The following is an 18,877-nucleotide window of genomic DNA, read 5'->3' as shown; positions in this document are numbered from 1 at the left end:
TTATAAACTCTTAAAAATCAGTGCGTTATGACTTGGCACAACCCTTGCTCCTGCCTCTATGCCAGCCAGGACCGTCCTGCGGCCAACAATAAAAAGGGGTCACTTCATGAGTACACAAAACATCCGCCTCGGATTGATCGGTGCCGGTCGCATGGGCAGCTTCCACGGCCTTACGGCGGCCCGCCACATCCCCGGCGCCTGCCTTGCCGCCATCGCCGACCCAACTCCAGGCCAGGCCGCACGCCTGGCAGCAGAGCTGGGGGTGGACAAGGTCTACACCGACCCACAACAGCTGTTGGACGACCCCGATATCGACGCAGTGCTTATCGCTTCCCCCGCCCGTAGCCACGCCGACCTGGTGATCAGCGCCGCCCGTGCCGGCAAGGGCATCTTCTGCGAAAAACCCATGGCGATCACCCTGGATGAAGCCGATCGCGCCATCGCCGCTGCCGCCGACGGCCGGGTGCCGTTGCAGGTCGGTTTCAATCGGCGTTTCGCCAAGAGCTTCCGTGCCGCCCACCTCGATGTCGCCGCCGGCCGCATCGGCACGCCGCAGTTACTGCGCTCGCTGACCCGCGACCCGGCGCTGAACAACCCAGCCGCTTCACCACAATGGGTGATCTTCCTGGAAACCCTGATCCACGACTTCGACACCCTGCGCTACCTCAATCCCGGCGCCGAAGCGGTGCAGGTCTATGTGATGGCCGACGCGCTGATCGCACCGGCGTACAAAAGCCAAGGTTTACTCGACACTGCAGTGGTCACGATCCGCTTCGACAACGGCGCCATTGCCACCGCCGAGGCCAACTTCCAGGCGGTGTATGGCTATGATGTACGCGGTGAAGTGTTCGGCAGCCAGGGCATGCTGAGCATGGGCAGCCTCAATGACTGCGACCTGGTGCGCTACCTGGCCCAAGGCATCCAGGCCGACACCCAGCGGATGGACACAGACCTGCTGCGCGACGCCTACATTGCCGAACTCAACCACTTCGTCGACTGCCTGCGCAGCGGCGCCCAGCCCCTGGCCAGCGGTGAGGATGCGCGTGCAGCCCTGGCAATTGCCCGCGCCTGCATTGAGTCGTACGAGACCGGCAAGGCCGTGGCCGTACAAGGGGCACGCCCATGATGCCGTTCACATTGGCCGTCAGCGCCGAGATGGTGTTTCTCGACCTGCCCTTCATCGAACGGGTCAAACGTATCCACGCCCTGGGGTTCAGCGCCGAAATCTGGAGCTGGACCGACAAGGACATCGACGCCCTGGCCGCGACCGGCGCGAACTTCACCTCGATGACCGGCTACATCAGCGGCACCCTCACCGACCCCGAAGGCAGCCGCCAACTGCTCGACAGCGCCCGCGAATCCCTGGGCATCGCCGAGCGCCTCAATTGCCCCAGCCTCAACCTGCACGGCACCGGCCTGGGTGACGGCGGCTTGCCGGTGCAGCCGGTCAGCCAGACCACCGGACGCATGTGGCTGAGCGCCTGCAAGACCCTGGAAAGAATCGCGCGCCTGGGGGAAGACGCCGGCCACGTGTTCCTGCTGGAAAACCTCAACACCGCCGTCGATCACCCCGGTACGCCCTTCGCCCGCGCCAACGACACTCTGGCCCTGATCGAAGCCGTGGGCAGCCCGCATCTGAAGATGAACCTGGACCTGTACCACGCGCAGATAGGCGAAGGAAACCTGATCGAATTGATCCAGCGCGCCGGCGGCGCCATCGGTGAAATCCAGGTGGCCGACGTGCCCGGGCGCAAGGAACCCGGCACCGGCGAAATCCACTACCCGGCCATTGCCCGTGCGCTGCACGCCATGGGCTACACCGGCGTGGTCGGCCTGGAGGGCTGGGCCAGCGGCACCAGCGAAGTGGCCCTGGAGCGCTTCCGCCAGGCATTCACCCTATAACAATAAAAGGAACACACTTATGCATCGTTATTCATTGCTAGTGGCCGCGCTGCTGTTGCTGTTCAGCCAATGGACCTTCGCCGCCTATCGCATCGGCGTAAGCATTGCCCGGGTTGACGATAACTTCATGACCTATGTGCGTAGCGGCCTGGAGGCTGCGGCGAAACAGCAGGACGTGCAGATCCAGTTCGAAGACGCCCAGGGCGATGTGGTGCGCCAGCTCAATCAAGTCGAGGGGTTTCTCAACCAGAAAGTCGACGCGGTGATCGTGCTGCCGGTCGACACCGCCGCCACTGCCAATATCACCCGAGCCGCCGTGGCGGCCAAGACGCCACTGGTGTACGTCAACCGTCACCCGGATGAACGCACACTGCCCAAGGGCGTAGTCACGGTGGCCTCCAACGACATCGAGGCCGGACAACTGCAGATGCGCTACCTCGCAGAAAAACTCGGTGGCCAAGGCAATGTGGCGATCATCATGGGCGACCTCGCGCAAAACGCCACCCATGACCGCACCGAAGGCGCCAGGCAGGTGCTCAAGGAATTTCCCGGTATCAAGATCGTCGAGCAGCAAAGCGCCGAGTGGCAACGCAACAAAGGCATGGACCTGACCAGCAACTGGCTGCTGGCGGGCACGCAGTTCGATGCGATCGTGGCCAACAACGATGAAATGGCAATCGGTGCGGCCATGGCGTTGCAGCAAGCGGGCAAGGCCAAAGGCGAGATTGCGATCGTCGGCATCGACGGCTTGCCCGATGGCCTGGCCGCGATCAAGCGTGGGCTGCTTGCGGCCTCAGTGTTCCAGGACCCCAAGGCCCAGGCGACCCAGGCGGTGCAAGCGGCGATCAAGATGATCAACGGCGAACCGATTGAAGCCGAAGTGTGGGTGCCGTTTGAACTGATCAAGCCCGACCAGGTGGCGGTATTCGAACAGCGCTACAAGTAAACCGAGGCTAAGGAGAGCCAAATGTGGGGCTTGCCCTAAGGCCAGTCAGTTAAGGCTTTTTGTAGGAGCGAGCTTGCTCGCAAAAAACTCACAGACACCGCGCTCATTGAGTAAACAAGCGTTATCGTTGACGTTTTTCGCGAGCACGCTCGCTCCTACAGAGGGCGATGCTCGCTTAGCTGACTGGCACTAGGGCTTGCCACACCTTTGGATCTGAATCAGTCCAGGTCACTCGCGTCATGCCGTTCGGGCAACTGCTCCTCACCCGACACCCGATTCACCCGCCGCCCGCGCTGCACCGCTGGCCGGGCGTCAATTGCGTCGGCCCAGCGCAGCACGTGTTTGTATTCATGCACCGAGAGAAACTCCGCCGAGTCGCCATACAAGCGGCCCTTGACCAGCCCGCCGTACCAGGGCCAGATGGCGATATCGGCAATGGTGTACTCATCGCCGGCGATGTACTCGCTCACCGCCAGGCGCTTGTCCAGCACGTCCAGTTGGCGCTTGGCTTCCATGGCAAAGCGGTTGATCGGGTACTCCATCTTGCTCGGTGCATAGGCATAGAAATGTCCGAAACCTCCGCCCAGGTAAGGCGCGCTGCCCATCTGCCAGAACAACCACGACAGGCATTCAGCTCGGGCCGCAGGCTCGCTGGGCAAGAACGCGCCGAATTTCTCGGCCAGGTATTGCAGGATCGCGCCGGACTCGAACACCCGAATCGGCGTGGCGCCACTGTGGTCCATCAGCGCCGGAATCTTCGAGTTCGGGTTTACCCCCACAAAGCCACTGCCGAACTGGTCGCCGTCACCGATCTTGATCAGCCAGGCGTCGTATTCGGCACCGGTGTGCCCCAGCGCCAGCAATTCCTCAAGCAGAATCGTGACCTTTTGCCCATTGGGCGTAGCCAGGGAGTACAGCTGCAATGGGTGCTTGCCTACTGGCAGCGCCTTTTCGTGGGTAGCACCGGCGATGGGCCGGTTGATACTGGCAAAGGTGCCGCCGCTTTCGGTGTCCCAGGTCCAGACCTTTGGGGGTACATAATCAGCCATGCCACTGCTCCTCAGGGATTGCGATAAACGAAGCGTTCCAGACTAAACCAAAGACGGGTGATGCGTCACACCGGCCTCCCCGTCTTGTCGAGGCACCTGTACGCGCAGGGCGATAAGCAAGGCCGCGAACAGCATCAATACACCCGCGCCGACAAACACCCCGCCGATGCCGCTGACGCTGAACATCAAACCACCACCGGCAGCCCCCGCGGCAATCGCCGACTGTACCGACGCAACCACCATGCCGCCGGCACTTTCGGCCTGGTCCGGCACGGCACGGGCGACCCAATTGGACCACGCCACCGGCACACCGCCAAACGCCATGCCCCACAGCGCCAGGAGCAACGCCTGGCCCGGCAGTGATACCGGTAGCCAGACCAGGGCCAGTGCCGCAATGCCCACCAGCACCGGCATCAACACCAATGTTCCACGCGGGTGGCGCACCAGTAACCAACCTGCGAGCAAGGTGCCGACGAAATTCGCTACGCCAAAACCCAGCAGCATCAGGGCCAGCCCTTGGGTATCGACGCCGGTGGTACTTTCCAGGAACGGACGAATATAGGTGAACAACGCGAAATGCGCGGTGTGCACCAGTACACAGCCGAACATGCCCATGGCGATGCCCGGACGCAGCAGCACTTGCAGCACAGTGCGCAGGCGCGCAGCGCCGTTGGGCGCCAGGCGCGGCAGGGTGAGCGCCTGGAACGCCAGGGTCACCCCACCCACGGCAGCCGCCGCGATAAACGCACTGCGCCAACCATAGAGCCCACCCAGATAGCTGCCCAGCGGCACGGCGACCACGGTACCCAGCGCAATGCCACTGAAAATGATCGACAGCGCCCGGGGCAACGAGGCCGGCGGCACCAGACGCATGGCCACTGCCGCTGCCATACTCCAAAAACCGCCCAGGGCGATGCCCAGCAGGATGCGCATCAACAGCAGTACGGTCAGGCTGGAAGACAACGCCACCAGCAGGTTGGAGGCGATCATCAGCGTGGAGAACCCCAGCAGCACCACGCGCCGGTCGATGCTTCGGGTCAGGCCGGGCACCAGCAAACCGGCAAACAACGCCACCACTGCCGTCACCGTCACGGCCTGGCCGGCCAGCGCCTCCGAGACCCCCAGGTCCAAGGCCATGGGGGTCAACAAACTGGCCGGCAGGTACTCCGCCGTCAGCAAGCCGAACACCCCCATCGCCAAAGAAAATACCGCCAGCCAGGCCGGCTCCGTCACCACCCCGGCAGGGGTTTGAGCTGCATACTCACTCATCACAGGTCATCCTCGGATCATTGGCAAGGCGGCCAGTCTAGGTTTGCCCGCCCGGATGATCTATGATGCAAACCCTTGAGTTCTTGATCGAAACCCCGAACATGACTGCCGCGCATACTTTTACCCTGTCTTCCGACCTGATCAATGAGCTGCTGCGCGGCATGCGCCTGCGCGGTGTGAAGTACCGCCGCATCCAGGCCGGGCCGAGCTTCGGCATGGGCTTTGACGCCAAGCCCGGCCATGCCTATTTCCACTTTCTCGCGGCCGGCCACGTGACCTTGCGCGGCGAGGATGGCGACCTTTTCGAACTGTCGGCGGGCAATGCGGTGTTCATCGCCCATGGTGGCGCGCATGCACTGTTATCCGATGCGAGCGCCGGTGTGCACGATATAGGCGATTTCGACAGTGCCCCGTTGGGGGATGCGGTCTGCGCCGTGGATGCTTCCCCTAACGCGACGCCCAGCACCTTGCTGTTCAGTGCCTGCATGGAGTTCGAACTCGGCAGCATCCAGGGGCTCGGCAACCTGATGCCGGCGCTGATGCTGATCGATGCGGGGGGCCAGCGTTACCCCGGCCTGATGCCGATCCTGGCGGTGATGGAACGGGAAGTCTCCACGGCCCGCATCGGCTATGCCGGCATCCTGGCGCGCCTGGCCGATGTGGTGGCGGCGATGATCGTACGCGGCTGGGTCGAATGCGCCTGTGGCAACGCCTCGGGCCTGGTGGCGGCGCTACGCGATCCACGCCTGGCCCGCGCCCTCCTCGCCCTGCACCAGCAGCCGGGCCGCGACTGGAGCGTGGCGGAACTGGCCGCGCAATGCCATACCTCGCGCTCGGTATTTGCCGATCGCTTCCAGGCCATCCTCGGCATACCGCCGTTGCGCTACGCTACGGAACTGCGCATGCGCCTGGCCACGCAGTGGCTGAGCCTGGAGCGCATGCCCATCGAAACCGTCGCGCAACGCCTCGGCTACACCTCCCAGGCGGCGTTCAGCCGTGCCTTCAAGCGCATCACCGGGCAACCGCCCGGGGCGGCCCGCAGTTCAATGTAGCGACCGCCCCTTCAAGCATTGCGCACCCTGATCATGAAGCCTTAATCTCGTCAGCCAATCACACCGCGAAAGCAATGGAGGCTGCATGAAACTGGTCGGAATGCTGGACTCGCCCTACGTACGCCGCGTGGCGATTTCCCTGGACTTGTATGGGGTGGAGTTTGTGCATGAACCGCTGTCGGTGTTCAGCACCTACGCGCAATTTGCCCAGATCAACCCCGTGGTCAAAGCCCCCTCCCTGGTGTTGGACGACGGGATGGTGCTGATGGATTCGAGCCTGATCCTCGATTACCTGGAAGCACTGGCGCCGGCTGACAAGAAGCTACTGCCCCAACAACCGGCAGCACGCGCCCACGACCTGCAACTGCTCGGACTGGCCCTTGCAGCCTGTGAAAAGAGTGTGCAGATCGTCTATGAACACAACCTGCGCCCAGCCGAAAAGTTACATGCACCGTGGATCGAACGCGTCAGTGGGCAATTGCTGGCGGCCTATGCCCTGCTGGACAAGCAACTGGCAGACAGTGAAGCGCTGACCCAGGCATCCATTACAGCAGCGGTCGCCTGGTCGTTCAGCCAGTTCACCGTGGCGTCGGTGGTGAAGTCGGATGCGTTCCCCAACCTGAAGCGCCATGCTGAACGCCTGGAACAGCACCCAGCGTTCAAACGCTACCCAATCGCCTAAGCATCGCAGTTCATATGTGGGAGGGGGCTTGCCCCCGTGACGGCCTGACAGCCGGCGCATCTCTACCTGACACCCCAGGATCTAAATGTGGGAGCTGGTTTGCCTGCGATGACGTCGGCCCAGCGAACATTGATGTGGGTTGACCCACCGCTATCGGGGGCAAGCCCCCTCCCACTCGCGATCTTCACAATTTTTTGGAATCGCGTTTCTACACCCAGCCGCCGTCAACGATAAAGTTTTGCGCCGAACACATCGCCGAGGCATTCGAGGCCAGAAACAGGGCCATATTGGCGATGTGTTCCGGCATCACACTGCCAGGCAGGCACTGGCTACGGGCGATCAACTCCCGAGCCGCGTCATCCACCCACATGGCCAATTGTTTTTCCGTCATCACCCAGCCCGGCACCAGTGTGTTGACGCGGATATGGCTCGGCCCCAGCTCCCGCGCCAGGCCTCGGGTCATGCCGTGGGCAGCGGCCTTGCTGGCGGCGTACACCGGGTAGCCGGCAGACGCCATCATCCAGCCGACCGAGCCCAGGTTGATGATCGAGCCGCCACCCGCCTCTTTCATCATTGGCACCACCGCCTTTGCGGCAAAGAAGGCGTGCTTGAGGTTGACAGCGATCAACCGGTCGAACATTTGCGAGTCGATTTCTTCCAGACTGTGGCGCACGTCATTTGCCGCGTTGTTGACCAGCACCGTGATCGGCCCGAGGGAATGCTCGAAGCGCCGGATTGCCGCGCCGTAGCCAATCTCATCGGTAATATCGCAGCACTCGAACTCGACCGTGTGGCCCTTGGAACTCAGCAGCGCCGCCAAGCGTTCACCCTGGCTTTGCGCGCGATCCACAAACGCCACTTTGGCACCCTGGGCGGCAAAGGCCCGCACCATGAATTCGCCAATCCCTGACGCCCCGCCGGAGATCAATACGCTCTTGCCCTTGAGGTCGGGATAAATGGCGTGTTCAGTACTCATAACGTAGTGCCTCGATCAATTAGTCTTATTTTATTTTACGAAATCGGCGTTAAAGGCTATAAATCTGCTGGATAACTGGTGAAATATCTCACATTAGTAGAACTATTCAACCCAAAAACAACAAAAGGAAGTTCGACATGAAGCACCCTCGATACCTGTTGTCCGGTCTGGCGCTGTCCATGCTGATCGCCAGCGGCGGCGCTCACGCCGCCGGCCTTACCAGCGAGCACAAGCCTTTCGGTAAAACCAATGACGGCACCGCCGTCGAACAGTATGTGTTGCGCAACAGCCATGGCATGCAAGCCACGGTAATTACCTACGGCGGTGTATTGCAGTCGCTGAAGGTGCCTGACAAAAACGGCAAGCTCGACGACGTAGTGCTGGGTTTCGATGATGTGCAAGGCTATCAAGGCGGTACTGCATTTTTCGGCGCAACCATCGGCCGCTTCGGCAACCGCCTGGCCGGCGGTGCCTTCGAACTCGACGGCAAACGCTACCAGGTGCCGCTCAACGACGGCCCCAACTCGCTGCATGGCGGCGCCCAGGGCTTCGACAAACAGGTGTGGCACGCCGAATCGGTCAAGGACAAGGATTCGGTGGGCGTCACCCTCACCTACCTGTCCAGGGACGGTGAAATGGGTTTCCCCGGCAACCTGAAGACCGAAGTCACTTACCGCCTCAACGACAAGAACGAACTGCACATCGACTACAAGGCCACCACCGACAAACCGACGGTACTCAACCTCACCAATCACAGCTACTTCAACCTCGCCGGCGCGGGTAACGGCGACATTCTCAAGCAGGTCGCCACCTTGCACGCCAGCCACTACACACCGGTGAATGCCACCTTGATCCCTACCGGTGAGCTGGCTCCGGTCAAGGGCACACCGATGGACTTCCTCAAGCCCACGCCTATTGGCCAGCACATCAAGGCGGACCATCCGCAGCTCAAATTTGCCGAGCCGAAACAAGGCGGGTTCGACTTCAACTGGGCCCTGGATACCAAAGGTGATGTAAAGCAGCTTGCTGCCCAGGTGCATGACCCTGAGTCGGGGCGGCGCTTGCAGCTTTACACCAGTGAGCCTGGGGTGCAGTTCTACACCAGCAACTTCCTGGATGGTTCGGTGAAGGGCAAAGGTGGCAAGACGTACCAGCACTGGAGCGGGTTCACCCTGGAGACCCAGCATTTTCCGGATGCGCCTAACCAACCCGGCTTTGCCTCAACTCGCTTGAATCCAGGGCAAACCTATATCCAGAACACCATTTTCAAGTTCACCGCCGATTAAAACTGTGGGAGGGCTACACCCCGATGAGCATAGGTATCTACACAACTTTGCAGTCGCCAACAGTAACCACGATGCGAAGCGAGCCGCTCTTGATCTTGATCTGCTTTTGATCTCAGGCGCTCCGTCAAACCACGCTGGCCGGAATTCGACAGGGATTTGGGGGGTAAACCGGCAGGGATGCCGGTTTAGCCGCCCCGCGCCATGGATGGCGCGTGGCGGCGGCCCCCCAAATCCATGGCGGATTACGGGCACACCGAGCCTAAGCGAGGTGCCGAGTGGTGGGGCAAGAGCCTTTTGGTTACTTTTGGCTGGGCCGGCATTCCGGCTCTTTTCAAAAGTGACCCGCTGTAAAAGCGGAACCAATATCAGTCGTTACCGCAGGAATGGATATGTACTCGGTCTGATCCAACATCCTGGTCGGCCCTAAGGCCGCCATCGGGAGCAAGCCCCCTCCCACAGATCCGGCGTAACGCCAAAGTTGTGTAAATACCCATGCCCCCAGTAAAAGCTCGCACATTCCTCCCCACCCACTAAGCTCAATCTCGAACAAAAACAACGAGCAGCCCGCCATGCCCCATCTCACCGAAACGTTCCGCAGCCGCTACCGCGCCAACGTGAGTCGCCATTACAACCCCTGGCTACACGCCGCGTTCGTCCTCGGCTACGGCATCACCTGTATCACCCTGGCCTGGTCCTCCACCGCACAGATCACCGCGCTGCAGTGGCTGACGGTGCCCTTGACGCTGGTGTTCTTCAACCTGTGCATCTACCTCGTGCACCGTCACCTCGGCCATCACAAGCACCCATTCGCCCGGCTGTTCTACGCGCGCCACACCGGCGATCACCACAGTTTCTTCACGCCCGGCCACATGACCTACGACAGCCCGCGTGACTGGCGCGTCATCCTGTTCCCCGCCTGGCTGATCGTACTGCACAGCCTGGCCATCACCCTTCCCGGCTGGTGGATGCTCAAGCAACTGAACCCCAACGTGGCGGGGTTGTTTGCCGGGTGCATGATCCTCGGCTACCTGCTCTACGAGCTGTTCCACGCCTGCGAACACTTGCCCGCTGAACACCCGGTGGCGCGCCTGCCGTGGATTCGCCAAATGCATCGCCTGCACGCCCTGCATCACCGTCGCGAGCTGATGCAGGGGCGCAATTTCAATATCGTGTTGCCGTTGATGGATTACCTGTTTGGCACGCTGTATTGGGAGCCGACTACAAAAAAAGGGGGCAACCCAAATGGACTGCCCCCTGCTTCACACTCGTAGATCACTCAGCGCACGATGGTCTGGCTGCAAATGTGGCCCAGGCTGACGTATTGGGTGATATTGCCGCCTACGCCCACACCCGGAAACTCCTTGAGCTCGATGCGCCAGCCACCTTCGTTGAACCAGGTTTCCCAGTTGTAGGTCTGGCCCGACGCGCTGTCCGGGTACCGCACTTTATAGTCGCCGGAGCAAGTGCCCAAGGCGACATTGCCCGAAGCTGCACCCGTGATGCCGGTCTTGGCCTCATAGTTGACCCAGTTGTAAGTTGCACCAAAGTGCTTGTCGACCCGCAGCACTGGGGTGACCCCGCGCAGTGGCTCACCGGTGCTGTCCGACCATTGGGTGCTCCAGCTCAGATTGCGGGCTGCCTGGGTGGCCAGCTGGAAGATCGAGCTGGGAATGCGCACTACGTTATCGCCGTTCACGTTGTGCTGGTTCAAGCGAGGCGCCGAACCCAGGGTCAACTTGTACTGCGCCTGAGGGTTCAACGCCACCGCCGGGTTCGCCCGCACACGTACCTTGACCGTGTAGCCCGGCGTCAGGTTCGGATAGGTGGAGGTGGAATCCGGCTGAATCACTACCCAGTTATTACCGTCGAAACGCTCGAAGATCCACTGGTTGCGCGTACCCGCACCATCATCACCCAGAAACATGCCGACACCCTGGCCGCGCAGCGACGTGAAGGAGAAGTAATCCACATCATTGACGCTGTCGAGGTTACCGGTCACCTGATTCAGCGCATCCGGCAGGGCAAACGCGGTTTGCTCGGTATCGTTGGGCTCGTAGGCATCAATGTTGCTGTCTACCGCCACGCCGAAGCTGAACTGCGAGTTGCTCGCGGCATTGGCCACCATGAACCAGTAGTAGTCACCGGCCGGCAATACACCGTTGAGGTACTCATCGGCATTGCCGGCGTTATCAGATGTGCCCAACGGGGTCAGATTACCCTGCCCGTCATCGTGGAACAGGGTCAGCGACATGTCGGTGCCGACACTCTGGTTCAACAACTGCACCTGAATTCGCGCATTCTTCGGCAGGTTGAAGTGGTAGGCGATCTGCGCGCCGGTCTCCACCCCGGTCAGCGTGTAAAGGGTGTTGATATCCAGAGTTGGAAACAGCGGAGTGAAGGCAGCAACCGCCGCTTCCTTGAGTTTCGCCTGATCGGGCTTTACCAACTCGCCTACCTTGGCATCAACCACCGCATTACTGGCAATTGCCTTGCCGGCTGACACCTTGGGCTTGCCGGCCTTGGCTGCATCGAGCTTTTGCTTGAGTGCGTCCGAGACAATGGCCTTCTCCACTGTGCCACCTTGTTTCAACGCTTTGTCCACGGCCTGCCTGACCGTCTGCGCACTGAGCTTGGGAGGGGTTTGCTCGGCCAGGGCAAAGGCCGAAACAAAGCAGGAGGCCATCATGGCCGCGCCTAGCATAAGGGCTTTTTTCGATTTCATTTTTTATCCATCCATAGTTAAAAAATTGAAGCTCAGGTGACCGGTGACATCCGGTCACCTGGGATGGACTGTAGGACAATACTGTATTTATGTACAGTATTTTAACAAAATATGTGCTCCTGGCTTGTTACGCGAGTGAGCCCTCCTTCTATGGAATTGGGATATCGCACCACCTGCGCCAAACCTCCCATACAACCATTTGGATGATACAAATACTCGCGAGGCGATACGGCCACAAAGCCCAGCGCCTCAGCGTCAAGGGAACAGATGCCAGCTCAGCTTCGGTCACAAGGCCGGCTTTGAGATAAGCCTTAGGCCCTGACAGGATATCGACCATCAGGCTCATGCGATGATACCTGTCGATCATCCGATTTCTTTTCCAGAAACGCTTATGTAGACGAACCTTCTCGTTCTCACTGAAGTAACTTTCCAGCTCATCCAGCTTTGCGTATTCAGCAAATACTATCAGTCCCAAGACGACACCCGACCCAGCGAGCCACACAATGGTATATACAAGAAAAGGGGACATCGTTATGTCCCCTCGGGTTGGAATATCAGATCGCCGTCGATTTCCATGACTCTTCCGCCTACAAACGCACCACCCTCACCAAAAAAAGAGCCTCCCGCAGACCCGCCAACAGCCCCTCCGATAATTCCACACGCCAGTTCACCGTTGCCTTTCAGTGAAATACCTAATGCAATCCGGCATGCACTGCGAGCAATATTTGCAGCAGGCTTGCCCACAAGAGCAGCGCCTAATACTCCAGCCATCAACCTCCCCGTCTCCACATATTTCGCTCTTTTGCATTGCGCCTCCCTTCCCACCACACACGCCTCCCTGATTTCCAAACCCGCCACGCCTACATCCATCGCCAGCCCCACATAAGTCCCATTCCCCAGCCATTTCGAAGCCTGCGCAACTGCCCCGATCCGCTGTGCATACCCTGCTATTTCGCCTTTATGCAGGTAGCTCTTGGTTGAAACGCCAAGCACCTTTTTCAATGACTGATTCCCCCTCAGCCCTGTCCCAAACCGCGCTGCACCTTGCAGTTGCCTATCCAGGTTCCCGAACAGAATCTGCCGTTGTCGAACAAACTCAACCCGGTCCAAGCCACCCCCTTTCAACCGCTGATGTAACTGTTCAATCGACTCGAGCGTAAGCACCACCTCATCCAGATGTCGCCCCCACGCAGATGTCGCACTCCCTACGCCTATCGAGCCATACTCCAACAGGCTCTGCAGCAGGCCATAGTCATTGATCACTGCTGGCCCAGCCGACGCATCCAGTGCCAGTCCTCGGTGAATTTCCTCGGCATAGCGCATCAACCAGGCTTCTTCGGCACTGCAAGTGACGCTGTAATTGTCAGGAATAATCACCAACTGTCCTGGCGTCACCAGCTTATGGAGCAGGTGCCGATTCAACACATCGAAATGATCAGAGCGCTGCTGATTCAACGCCCTACCCATTAGCCGGGACTTCAAACTGAGGTAGTCCGTGGTGCGGTCGTTGAGGTATGCCTGCGCCATGCCTTACATCTCGAATGCCATGAAGATGGCATCGAAATATAAGCAAGCGCCTACAGCCCGGACACAAGCAGGCGGGGGTCAAACAACACGTTTGGGAAGTTGCCTACACAGCAAAAGATAAGCGCCTACGGAAGACGCCCTAATACCCCGTCATCTCCAAATACCCCACCCCACCCTCGAACTTCACCGGCCCTTCCCAGTAGGGAATCCCCAGGTTCATCCACGCTTTCGGATTGACCGCCTCGGTGGTGATGTCCAGGTGTTTGCCGGGGATCTTCAGCGACCAGCGTGTAGGAATGCTGCGCCCGTCAATCTCGGTTCTGGTCAGTGGCGCCAGTTGAATATCTGTGTTGTGCAGGGTCTCGGTGCGGCCCTGGGCGTCGATCCAGGTTCCGGTGAGGTACCCGCCGCCGTCTTTGTCTCGCACGCGAAAGAGCATCAGTTGCGCGCCCCGATCCAGGTGCAGGGAGAACCAGTCCCAGCCGGTCTGGCTGGCGGCCAGGGGTTGGCTGCTCCATTCGCGGTCGAGCCAGGCCGGGCCGCTGACTTCGTACGTCTGGCCGTCGATACTGATGCTGCCGGTGGCGGTGAAAAACGGCTGGCTGTAGTAGTACGACGCCTGGCCCTGGTCGGATTTGCGGCTGTAGCCGTTGTCACCTTGCAGCACCAACGGGCGGCTGGAGGTCAGTTGCAGGTCGTAGGCGAATTGCGCGCCACTGGCCTTGAGTTGCATATCGGCCAGAGCGCTAGTGGCGCCTGGGCGGCTGGCGAAGTTCCAGTCGTCGATCCAGGCGTTGAACGGCAACGCTTGCGCTCCGGCCTGGCCGACGCCACCACGGGCGAAGCGTTCGGCGGCGTAGTGGTGGGTAGCGCTGGTGACGGCGGCGTGGCCGAGCCAGATGGTGGAGTCGCACCAGCCTTGCTGCATCGGCCCGGCATTCACGGCGTTGCGAAACAAGGTCCATTGCACGCCGAACACATTGCCCTGGGCATCCTTGAGGTTGGCGGTGACGTACCACCATTCGATGCGAAAGCCTGGGTGCGGGCCGTGATCTTCGGGGAAGCTGAAGACTTTGCCGGGGACCACTTGGGCAAATTCCGCCGCATCGCTGCCCAGCCCGGCGAAGCTTTCCTCGGGTGCAGGCGGCTTGTCACAGGCACTCAACAGCAGCAGCAACACCCCCCACCCCAACGCTTTAATCTTCATTTGCAAAGGTCCTCAACAAATCCGCCGGGCGGCTGCGGTAGAGCTGCCATAGCGGCCAGGCCGAGGCCAGCAATGTCGCAAGCAACGCCAGCCCCATCAACTGCGCAAGCTGCCCGGGGAATACCTGCAACGGCAGGCGCCAGCCGAACGCCTGGACGTTGATCACCGCATCCAGGCACCACGCCAGCAACAGCCCCAACGGCAACGCAAGGACCAGCGTCAGTACCGCCAGCAGCCAGGTCTGGCCAAGGTTGAGCAGCATCAGTTGGCGGCGCGTCACCCCCAGCGCCCACAACGGCGCAAGTTGCCCGAGGCGACTCTGGCTCTGGGTCAGCAGGCTGATGAACAATGCCACGCCCGCCACGCCCAGGGTCAGGCTATTCAACGCAGCAGTGGCGGCGAAGGTGCGTTCGAAGACCTGACTGGACCATCCCTTGAGTTGTTGTTGATCGACGATACGGCTGTCTTCCAGGGCGAACTCACGCTGCACTTCACCCACCAGCGGCTGCACATCCTGGGGCGCCACGCGCAGGTTGAAACGCACCGGTGACAGCGTCGGCCAATGAGCCAACAGGTGCTTGGCGTTGACCAGCAGATGGCCCTTGGGGTTGCCATAGTCGGCGTAGATTCCGACGATTTCCGGTGCCCATGTGCCCTGAGGGGTGGGGACTTGAACCCTGTCGCCCAGGCGCACGTTCAAGCGCCGCGCCAACTGCTCGCTGAGCATCACGCTATCGTCTTGCAGCAAGCGGTCCCAGGGTGTGCTCGTCGCCTCCAGCAACGGCCAGTGCTGACGATAGGTGGGGTTGTCGACCACACCAAACAGCTCCGCCGGCCAGCCTTGCAACTGCACCGCGACCTGCCAGCTGGGCAGCACCGCCTGCACCAGCGGCTGCTGTGCCAACCATGTGTGCAGTTGCTGCGCCTGAGCCGGATTTTGCGGGTTGAGGTAAAGCTCGGCGGTCAGACGTTGTTCCAGCCAGTGGTTGAAGGTCTGGCGAAAACCCGAGGTCATGGAGCCTGCGCCAATATTGGCCGCCAGGGCCAGCAACAGCGCCATGAGTGCCAGGCTCAAGGCTGGCAGTTGCTGGCGACAGTCGGCGAGGAACCACTGGCCCAGTACCGAACGACTGCGCCCCAGCACGCCGTTCAACAGCGCATTGAGCAACACCGGCAAACCCAGTGCAGCGCCCAGCAGCAACGCCGCCATCAGCACGAATCCGGCGGCCAGGCTGTTGCCCAATTCCAGGGCCAGCAGTGCAATGAGCAGCGCCGCAACCGCCACCCAACCCTGGCGCCGCAACCAGCGCCCGTGGGCCTCATGCCAGGCCTGTGCATTGGCCAGCGCCAGCAACGGCAAACGCGCCGCACGCCACAGGCTGCTGGCCCCTGCGAGCAAGGCGCCGAGCAGGCTCAAGCCCAGCCCTGCAAGCCACCACCCCGGGCTCAAGCTCAGTTGACCTGCCACTTCGGCCCCGTACAGGCCGCGCAAGCTGGCGGAGACGTCCGGCAACAACAGGCTGGCCAGCAGGTAGCCACTGGCGACCCCGAGTACACCGCCCAGCAATGCCAGAACGCCCAGTTCGACCCCCAGGCTCAGGATCAGCATTCGCGCACTGACCCCGCAGGCACGCAAAGTGCGCAACAAACCCCGCCGTTGTTCCAGGGCCAGGCCGATGGCTGCGTGCACGATAAACAACCCGACCACGAAGGACAAAAAGCCCAAGGCGTCGAGGTTCAGATGAAAGCTATCGGTGAGACGTGAGAGGTTGTTGTCCTCGCCCTGCTTGAGTTGCAACCCGGCGGGCGCTTGGGGATGGCGGGCGGCGAAGGCGTTGTCCAGCAGCAAGCGCGACAACCGCCCCTGCATGTTCAGCAAGGGTTGGGCAAAACCGATATCGGTAAGCAGCATACCGGGGGCCATGTCCGGTTGAACCTGCAACGGCGGCAAGCGCTGCCCGCTGGCCGTCAGCGGTTGTTCGCCCGCGTGCAAACCGAGCGCCTCCAAGGTTTGCGCGGCAACCCAGGTACGCCCCGGCGCCTGGAAAAACGCCAGCATCTGTGCCTGGCTCAAGCGCTGCCCGGCCACGCTGCCGCTGCCAGGTAACGATACCGGCTCAATGCCCATCAATTGCAGCCGCTGCTCCTCATGCCCCTTGAGTACCACCCGCCCCTGCACCACCGGTGACACCGGCCACCCCGCGCGGCGCAACTGCGCAAACAGCGCTTGGGGGAAGGCGGCGCCGTCCGGTGCGCTCAAGCTGGCCTGCGGTTCGCCGCCGATCAATTGGCTGGCGCGCGCATAGCCGTCCCGTGCCTGGCTGTTGAGCGCCTGCACGCCCGTCAATAATGCCGTAGCCAGCCACAGGCCGGTCAGCACGCTGAAAAACTGCACCGGGTGACGGCGCCAGTGGCTCAACAACGCACGCAACGCCCAGCAGAACACCGCCATCTCAGCGCGCGTCCATCGGTACGACACGGCCATGGTGCAGCAGCACCTGCTGGTCCAGGCGTGCCGCCAGCCGTGGGCTGTGGGTGACCATCAACAGGCTGGTAGGGCTGTCCTGCAGCAGATCCAACAGCAACTGCAGCACCTCATCGCTGGTGGTTTCGTCGAGGTTGCCGGTGGGCTCATCGGCCAACAGCAAACCCGGACGCGAGGCCAGCGCCCGCCCTACCGCCACCCGCTGCTGCTGACCGCCAGACAGTTGCTCCGGATAACGCTTGAGCAAATCGCCCAGCCCCAGACGTTCCACCAACTGCGCCTGCCAATGCGGATCGAAGCGCCCCGCCAGGCGCGCCTGGAATGCCAGGTTGTCCTCCACACGCAAGCTGCCGATCAGGTTGAACTGCTGGAACACCAGGCCGATTTCGGTACGGCGCCAATGGGCCAGTTGCCCTTCGTTGAGCTGGTCCAAGCGCTGCTCGCCAATGCGGATGCTGCCGCCGTCGACCCGATCCAGGCCGGCCACCAGGTGCAGCAAGGTGCTTTTGCCACTGCCCGACTCGCCCATCAGCGCCAGACTGCTGCGCGGCCCCAGGTACAGGTCGACACCGGCCAGCACGGCCAGCGGACCTTGGGGAGTGGCGTAGTGTTTGATAACCCCTTGTACCTGCAACATAGGAACGCTCACTTGAAGGACTGCCAACGAGAATAACGGCTGAGGGTGATGCCCACGCAATTTTTTCACATGGATTTCACCGCCTGCCCATCCTCGGCACTTTAGAGTGCACTCCCAGCGGTGATAACTCGCAACTTGTTAGTTACTAATATTCACACTTTTTACGACGCGGATGTTCAGCAAAAAGACAGCAGCACTGTGACAGGCTGCTGCTCCACAACGGGCGATCGCCCATTAACTTCACTTGTTATAAGCACAACTAAAGGGCCGAGGGTGAATAGCGTGGCAGACATGATCCTGGCCAATCCAGAACCCAAATGGGCAAGGTTGAAGCGCCTGAAAAAATACCGCCTGCCTGTGCTGGGCATCAGCTTAGTCGGCCTGCTGCTCACAGGTTTTCTGTTGTGGCCCTCTTCCCCGCTTGACCTGGGGGTCGGCAATCGCCTGGTCACCTCCGGGGTGCTCGCCAGTTGGCGCCAGGGCGACCTGGTGGTACTGGTGCGTCATGAAGAACGCTGCGACCGCTCGACAAATCCTTGTTTCGGCCCTGCCAGCGGCCTCACGATCCAGGGCACGCAACGCGCGACCGCACTGGGCAAAGCCTTTGACTCATTGGGCATGGAGGCCACCGACGTGCTGAGCAGCCCGACCACGCGCACTGCCCAAACCTCGCTGTTCATGTTCGGCAAGACCGAGCTGTCCCCGGGCCCGCTCGCCATTTGCGGGGATGCCATGGCGGAGGAAATCCTCAGCCATAAACAGCCGAGTCGCAACCTCATGTTGATCACCCACAGCGCCTGCATGAGCGACTTCCAGACGAGCCTGGGCTTTCCCCATGCCGCAGCGGCCGAATATGGCAGTGCACTGTTCGTCAAGGTATTGCCCAACGGCAAACTTGAGGCAATGGGCACTCTGAAAATCCAGCAATGGGCCGCAGTACTTAAACAACTTTAATTACACTTATTTACATACCCAGCAGCTATTACGTTCAGCAAAACGACAGCCCTGTTCTGGCATGTTCAGTTGCGCCTCTTAGTTAGGTTCCCCCCTCATTGATTCAGTGAACATCACGATGCTCGGCCCGATTAATTCAATACTCTTCCTGCACCTGTTTGAACGTCATGGAGCAACGTGCTC

At 60.9% G+C, this 18,877-nt stretch carries 17 protein-coding genes; 8 read left to right on the top strand and 9 right to left on the bottom strand.

All coding sequences use genetic code 11. The features are described 5' to 3' along the window. Nucleotides 1-106: 106 nt before the first annotated feature. Genes QMK52_RS17440 through QMK52_RS17430 form a run of 3 tightly spaced genes read left to right on the top strand, consistent with a single transcriptional unit; the run spans nucleotide 107 to nucleotide 2,848 of the window. Nucleotides 107-1,126, top strand: coding sequence for a Gfo/Idh/MocA family oxidoreductase (locus QMK52_RS17440; RefSeq protein WP_320403144.1), 1,020 nt, complete (start codon nucleotides 107-109; stop codon nucleotides 1,124-1,126). Next, nucleotides 1,123-1,902 (top strand): TIM barrel protein, encoded by a 780-nt coding sequence (locus QMK52_RS17435; RefSeq protein WP_194438668.1) that lies wholly within the window; start codon nucleotides 1,123-1,125, stop codon nucleotides 1,900-1,902. Before QMK52_RS17440 ends, QMK52_RS17435 begins: the two co-directional genes overlap by 4 nt. Before the next feature lie 19 nt (nucleotides 1,903-1,921). Beyond that, nucleotides 1,922-2,848, top strand: coding sequence for a sugar ABC transporter substrate-binding protein (locus QMK52_RS17430; RefSeq protein WP_320403143.1), 927 nt, complete (start codon nucleotides 1,922-1,924; stop codon nucleotides 2,846-2,848). Between the two features lie 218 nt (nucleotides 2,849-3,066). Here the strand turns inward: QMK52_RS17430 and yghU are convergent, their stop codons facing one another. Both yghU and QMK52_RS17420 read right to left on the bottom strand, forming a co-directional pair. Next, on the bottom strand, nucleotides 3,067-3,897 hold the full coding sequence (gene yghU / locus QMK52_RS17425) for a glutathione-dependent disulfide-bond oxidoreductase (protein WP_194438670.1): 831 nt from the start codon (nucleotides 3,895-3,897) through the stop codon (nucleotides 3,067-3,069). Nucleotides 3,898-3,939: 42 nt separating this feature from the next. After that, nucleotides 3,940-5,166 carry an MFS transporter gene (locus tag QMK52_RS17420; RefSeq protein WP_320403142.1) on the bottom strand — a complete coding sequence of 409 codons (1,227 nt, stop codon included), beginning with the start codon at nucleotides 5,164-5,166 and terminating at the stop codon, nucleotides 3,940-3,942. 65 nt (nucleotides 5,167-5,231) lie between these two features. On the opposite strand from QMK52_RS17420, the gene QMK52_RS17415 reads away from it, so the two are divergent. Further along, complete coding sequence (locus QMK52_RS17415; protein ID WP_050989073.1) at nucleotides 5,232-6,218, top strand: AraC family transcriptional regulator; 987 nt, start codon at nucleotides 5,232-5,234, stop codon at nucleotides 6,216-6,218. Between the two features lie 85 nt (nucleotides 6,219-6,303). Continuing rightward, nucleotides 6,304-6,900: a glutathione S-transferase family protein gene (locus QMK52_RS17410; RefSeq protein WP_194438674.1), complete on the top strand. Its 597-nt coding sequence runs from the start codon at nucleotides 6,304-6,306 to the stop codon at nucleotides 6,898-6,900. Between the two features lie 208 nt (nucleotides 6,901-7,108). Here the strand turns inward: QMK52_RS17410 and QMK52_RS17405 are convergent, their stop codons facing one another. Next, entirely contained in the window at nucleotides 7,109-7,876 is a 768-nt protein-coding gene (locus tag QMK52_RS17405; RefSeq protein ID WP_005789500.1) for an SDR family NAD(P)-dependent oxidoreductase, read from the bottom strand. Between the two features lie 137 nt (nucleotides 7,877-8,013). Between QMK52_RS17405 and QMK52_RS17400 the strand changes: the two genes are divergently transcribed. Next, the gene (locus tag QMK52_RS17400; RefSeq protein WP_320403141.1) at nucleotides 8,014-9,162 is read left to right on the top strand and encodes an aldose epimerase family protein; all 1,149 of its coding nucleotides are present in this window, start codon (nucleotides 8,014-8,016) and stop codon (nucleotides 9,160-9,162) included. A gap of 569 nt (nucleotides 9,163-9,731) precedes the next feature. Continuing rightward, complete coding sequence (locus QMK52_RS17395) at nucleotides 9,732-10,433, top strand: sterol desaturase family protein (protein WP_320403140.1); 702 nt, start codon at nucleotides 9,732-9,734, stop codon at nucleotides 10,431-10,433. A gap of 5 nt (nucleotides 10,434-10,438) precedes the next feature. On the opposite strand, the gene QMK52_RS17390 is transcribed toward QMK52_RS17395, so the two are convergent. The 6 genes from QMK52_RS17390 to QMK52_RS17365 all read right to left on the bottom strand — a co-directional run bounded on the left by QMK52_RS17390 (nucleotide 10,439) and on the right by QMK52_RS17365 (nucleotide 17,740). Next, nucleotides 10,439-11,884, bottom strand: a complete 1,446-nt coding sequence (locus QMK52_RS17390) for a hypothetical protein (protein WP_005789506.1) — start codon at nucleotides 11,882-11,884, stop codon at nucleotides 10,439-10,441. Between the two features lie 148 nt (nucleotides 11,885-12,032). Further along, complete coding sequence (locus QMK52_RS17385; protein WP_032803630.1) at nucleotides 12,033-12,413, bottom strand: hypothetical protein; 381 nt, start codon at nucleotides 12,411-12,413, stop codon at nucleotides 12,033-12,035. Between the two features lie 2 nt (nucleotides 12,414-12,415). Beyond that, nucleotides 12,416-13,411, bottom strand: a complete 996-nt coding sequence (locus QMK52_RS17380; RefSeq protein WP_005789509.1) for a hypothetical protein — start codon at nucleotides 13,409-13,411, stop codon at nucleotides 12,416-12,418. A gap of 139 nt (nucleotides 13,412-13,550) precedes the next feature. Then, entirely contained in the window at nucleotides 13,551-14,618 is a 1,068-nt protein-coding gene (locus tag QMK52_RS17375; protein WP_320403139.1) for a lipocalin-like domain-containing protein, read from the bottom strand. Then, the gene (locus tag QMK52_RS17370) at nucleotides 14,608-17,070 is read right to left on the bottom strand and encodes an ABC transporter permease (RefSeq protein WP_320404202.1); all 2,463 of its coding nucleotides are present in this window, start codon (nucleotides 17,068-17,070) and stop codon (nucleotides 14,608-14,610) included. The genes QMK52_RS17375 and QMK52_RS17370 overlap by 11 nt, the downstream gene beginning before the upstream one ends. Before the next feature lies 1 nt (nucleotide 17,071). Beyond that, nucleotides 17,072-17,740: an ABC transporter ATP-binding protein gene (locus QMK52_RS17365; RefSeq protein ID WP_005789514.1), complete on the bottom strand. Its 669-nt coding sequence runs from the start codon at nucleotides 17,738-17,740 to the stop codon at nucleotides 17,072-17,074. 273 nt (nucleotides 17,741-18,013) lie between these two features. On the opposite strand from QMK52_RS17365, the gene QMK52_RS17360 reads away from it, so the two are divergent. Next, nucleotides 18,014-18,694, top strand: coding sequence for a histidine phosphatase family protein (locus tag QMK52_RS17360; RefSeq protein WP_005789516.1), 681 nt, complete (start codon nucleotides 18,014-18,016; stop codon nucleotides 18,692-18,694). Nucleotides 18,695-18,877: the final 183 nt, after the last annotated feature.

The sequence above is a fragment of the Pseudomonas sp. P9_2 genome (assembly GCF_034008255.1).
GTDB lineage: Bacteria > Pseudomonadota > Gammaproteobacteria > Pseudomonadales > Pseudomonadaceae > Aquipseudomonas > Aquipseudomonas synxantha_A.
The sequence above is the reverse complement of the archived record's forward strand: the minus strand, read 5'-3'. Positions and strand labels throughout refer to the sequence as shown.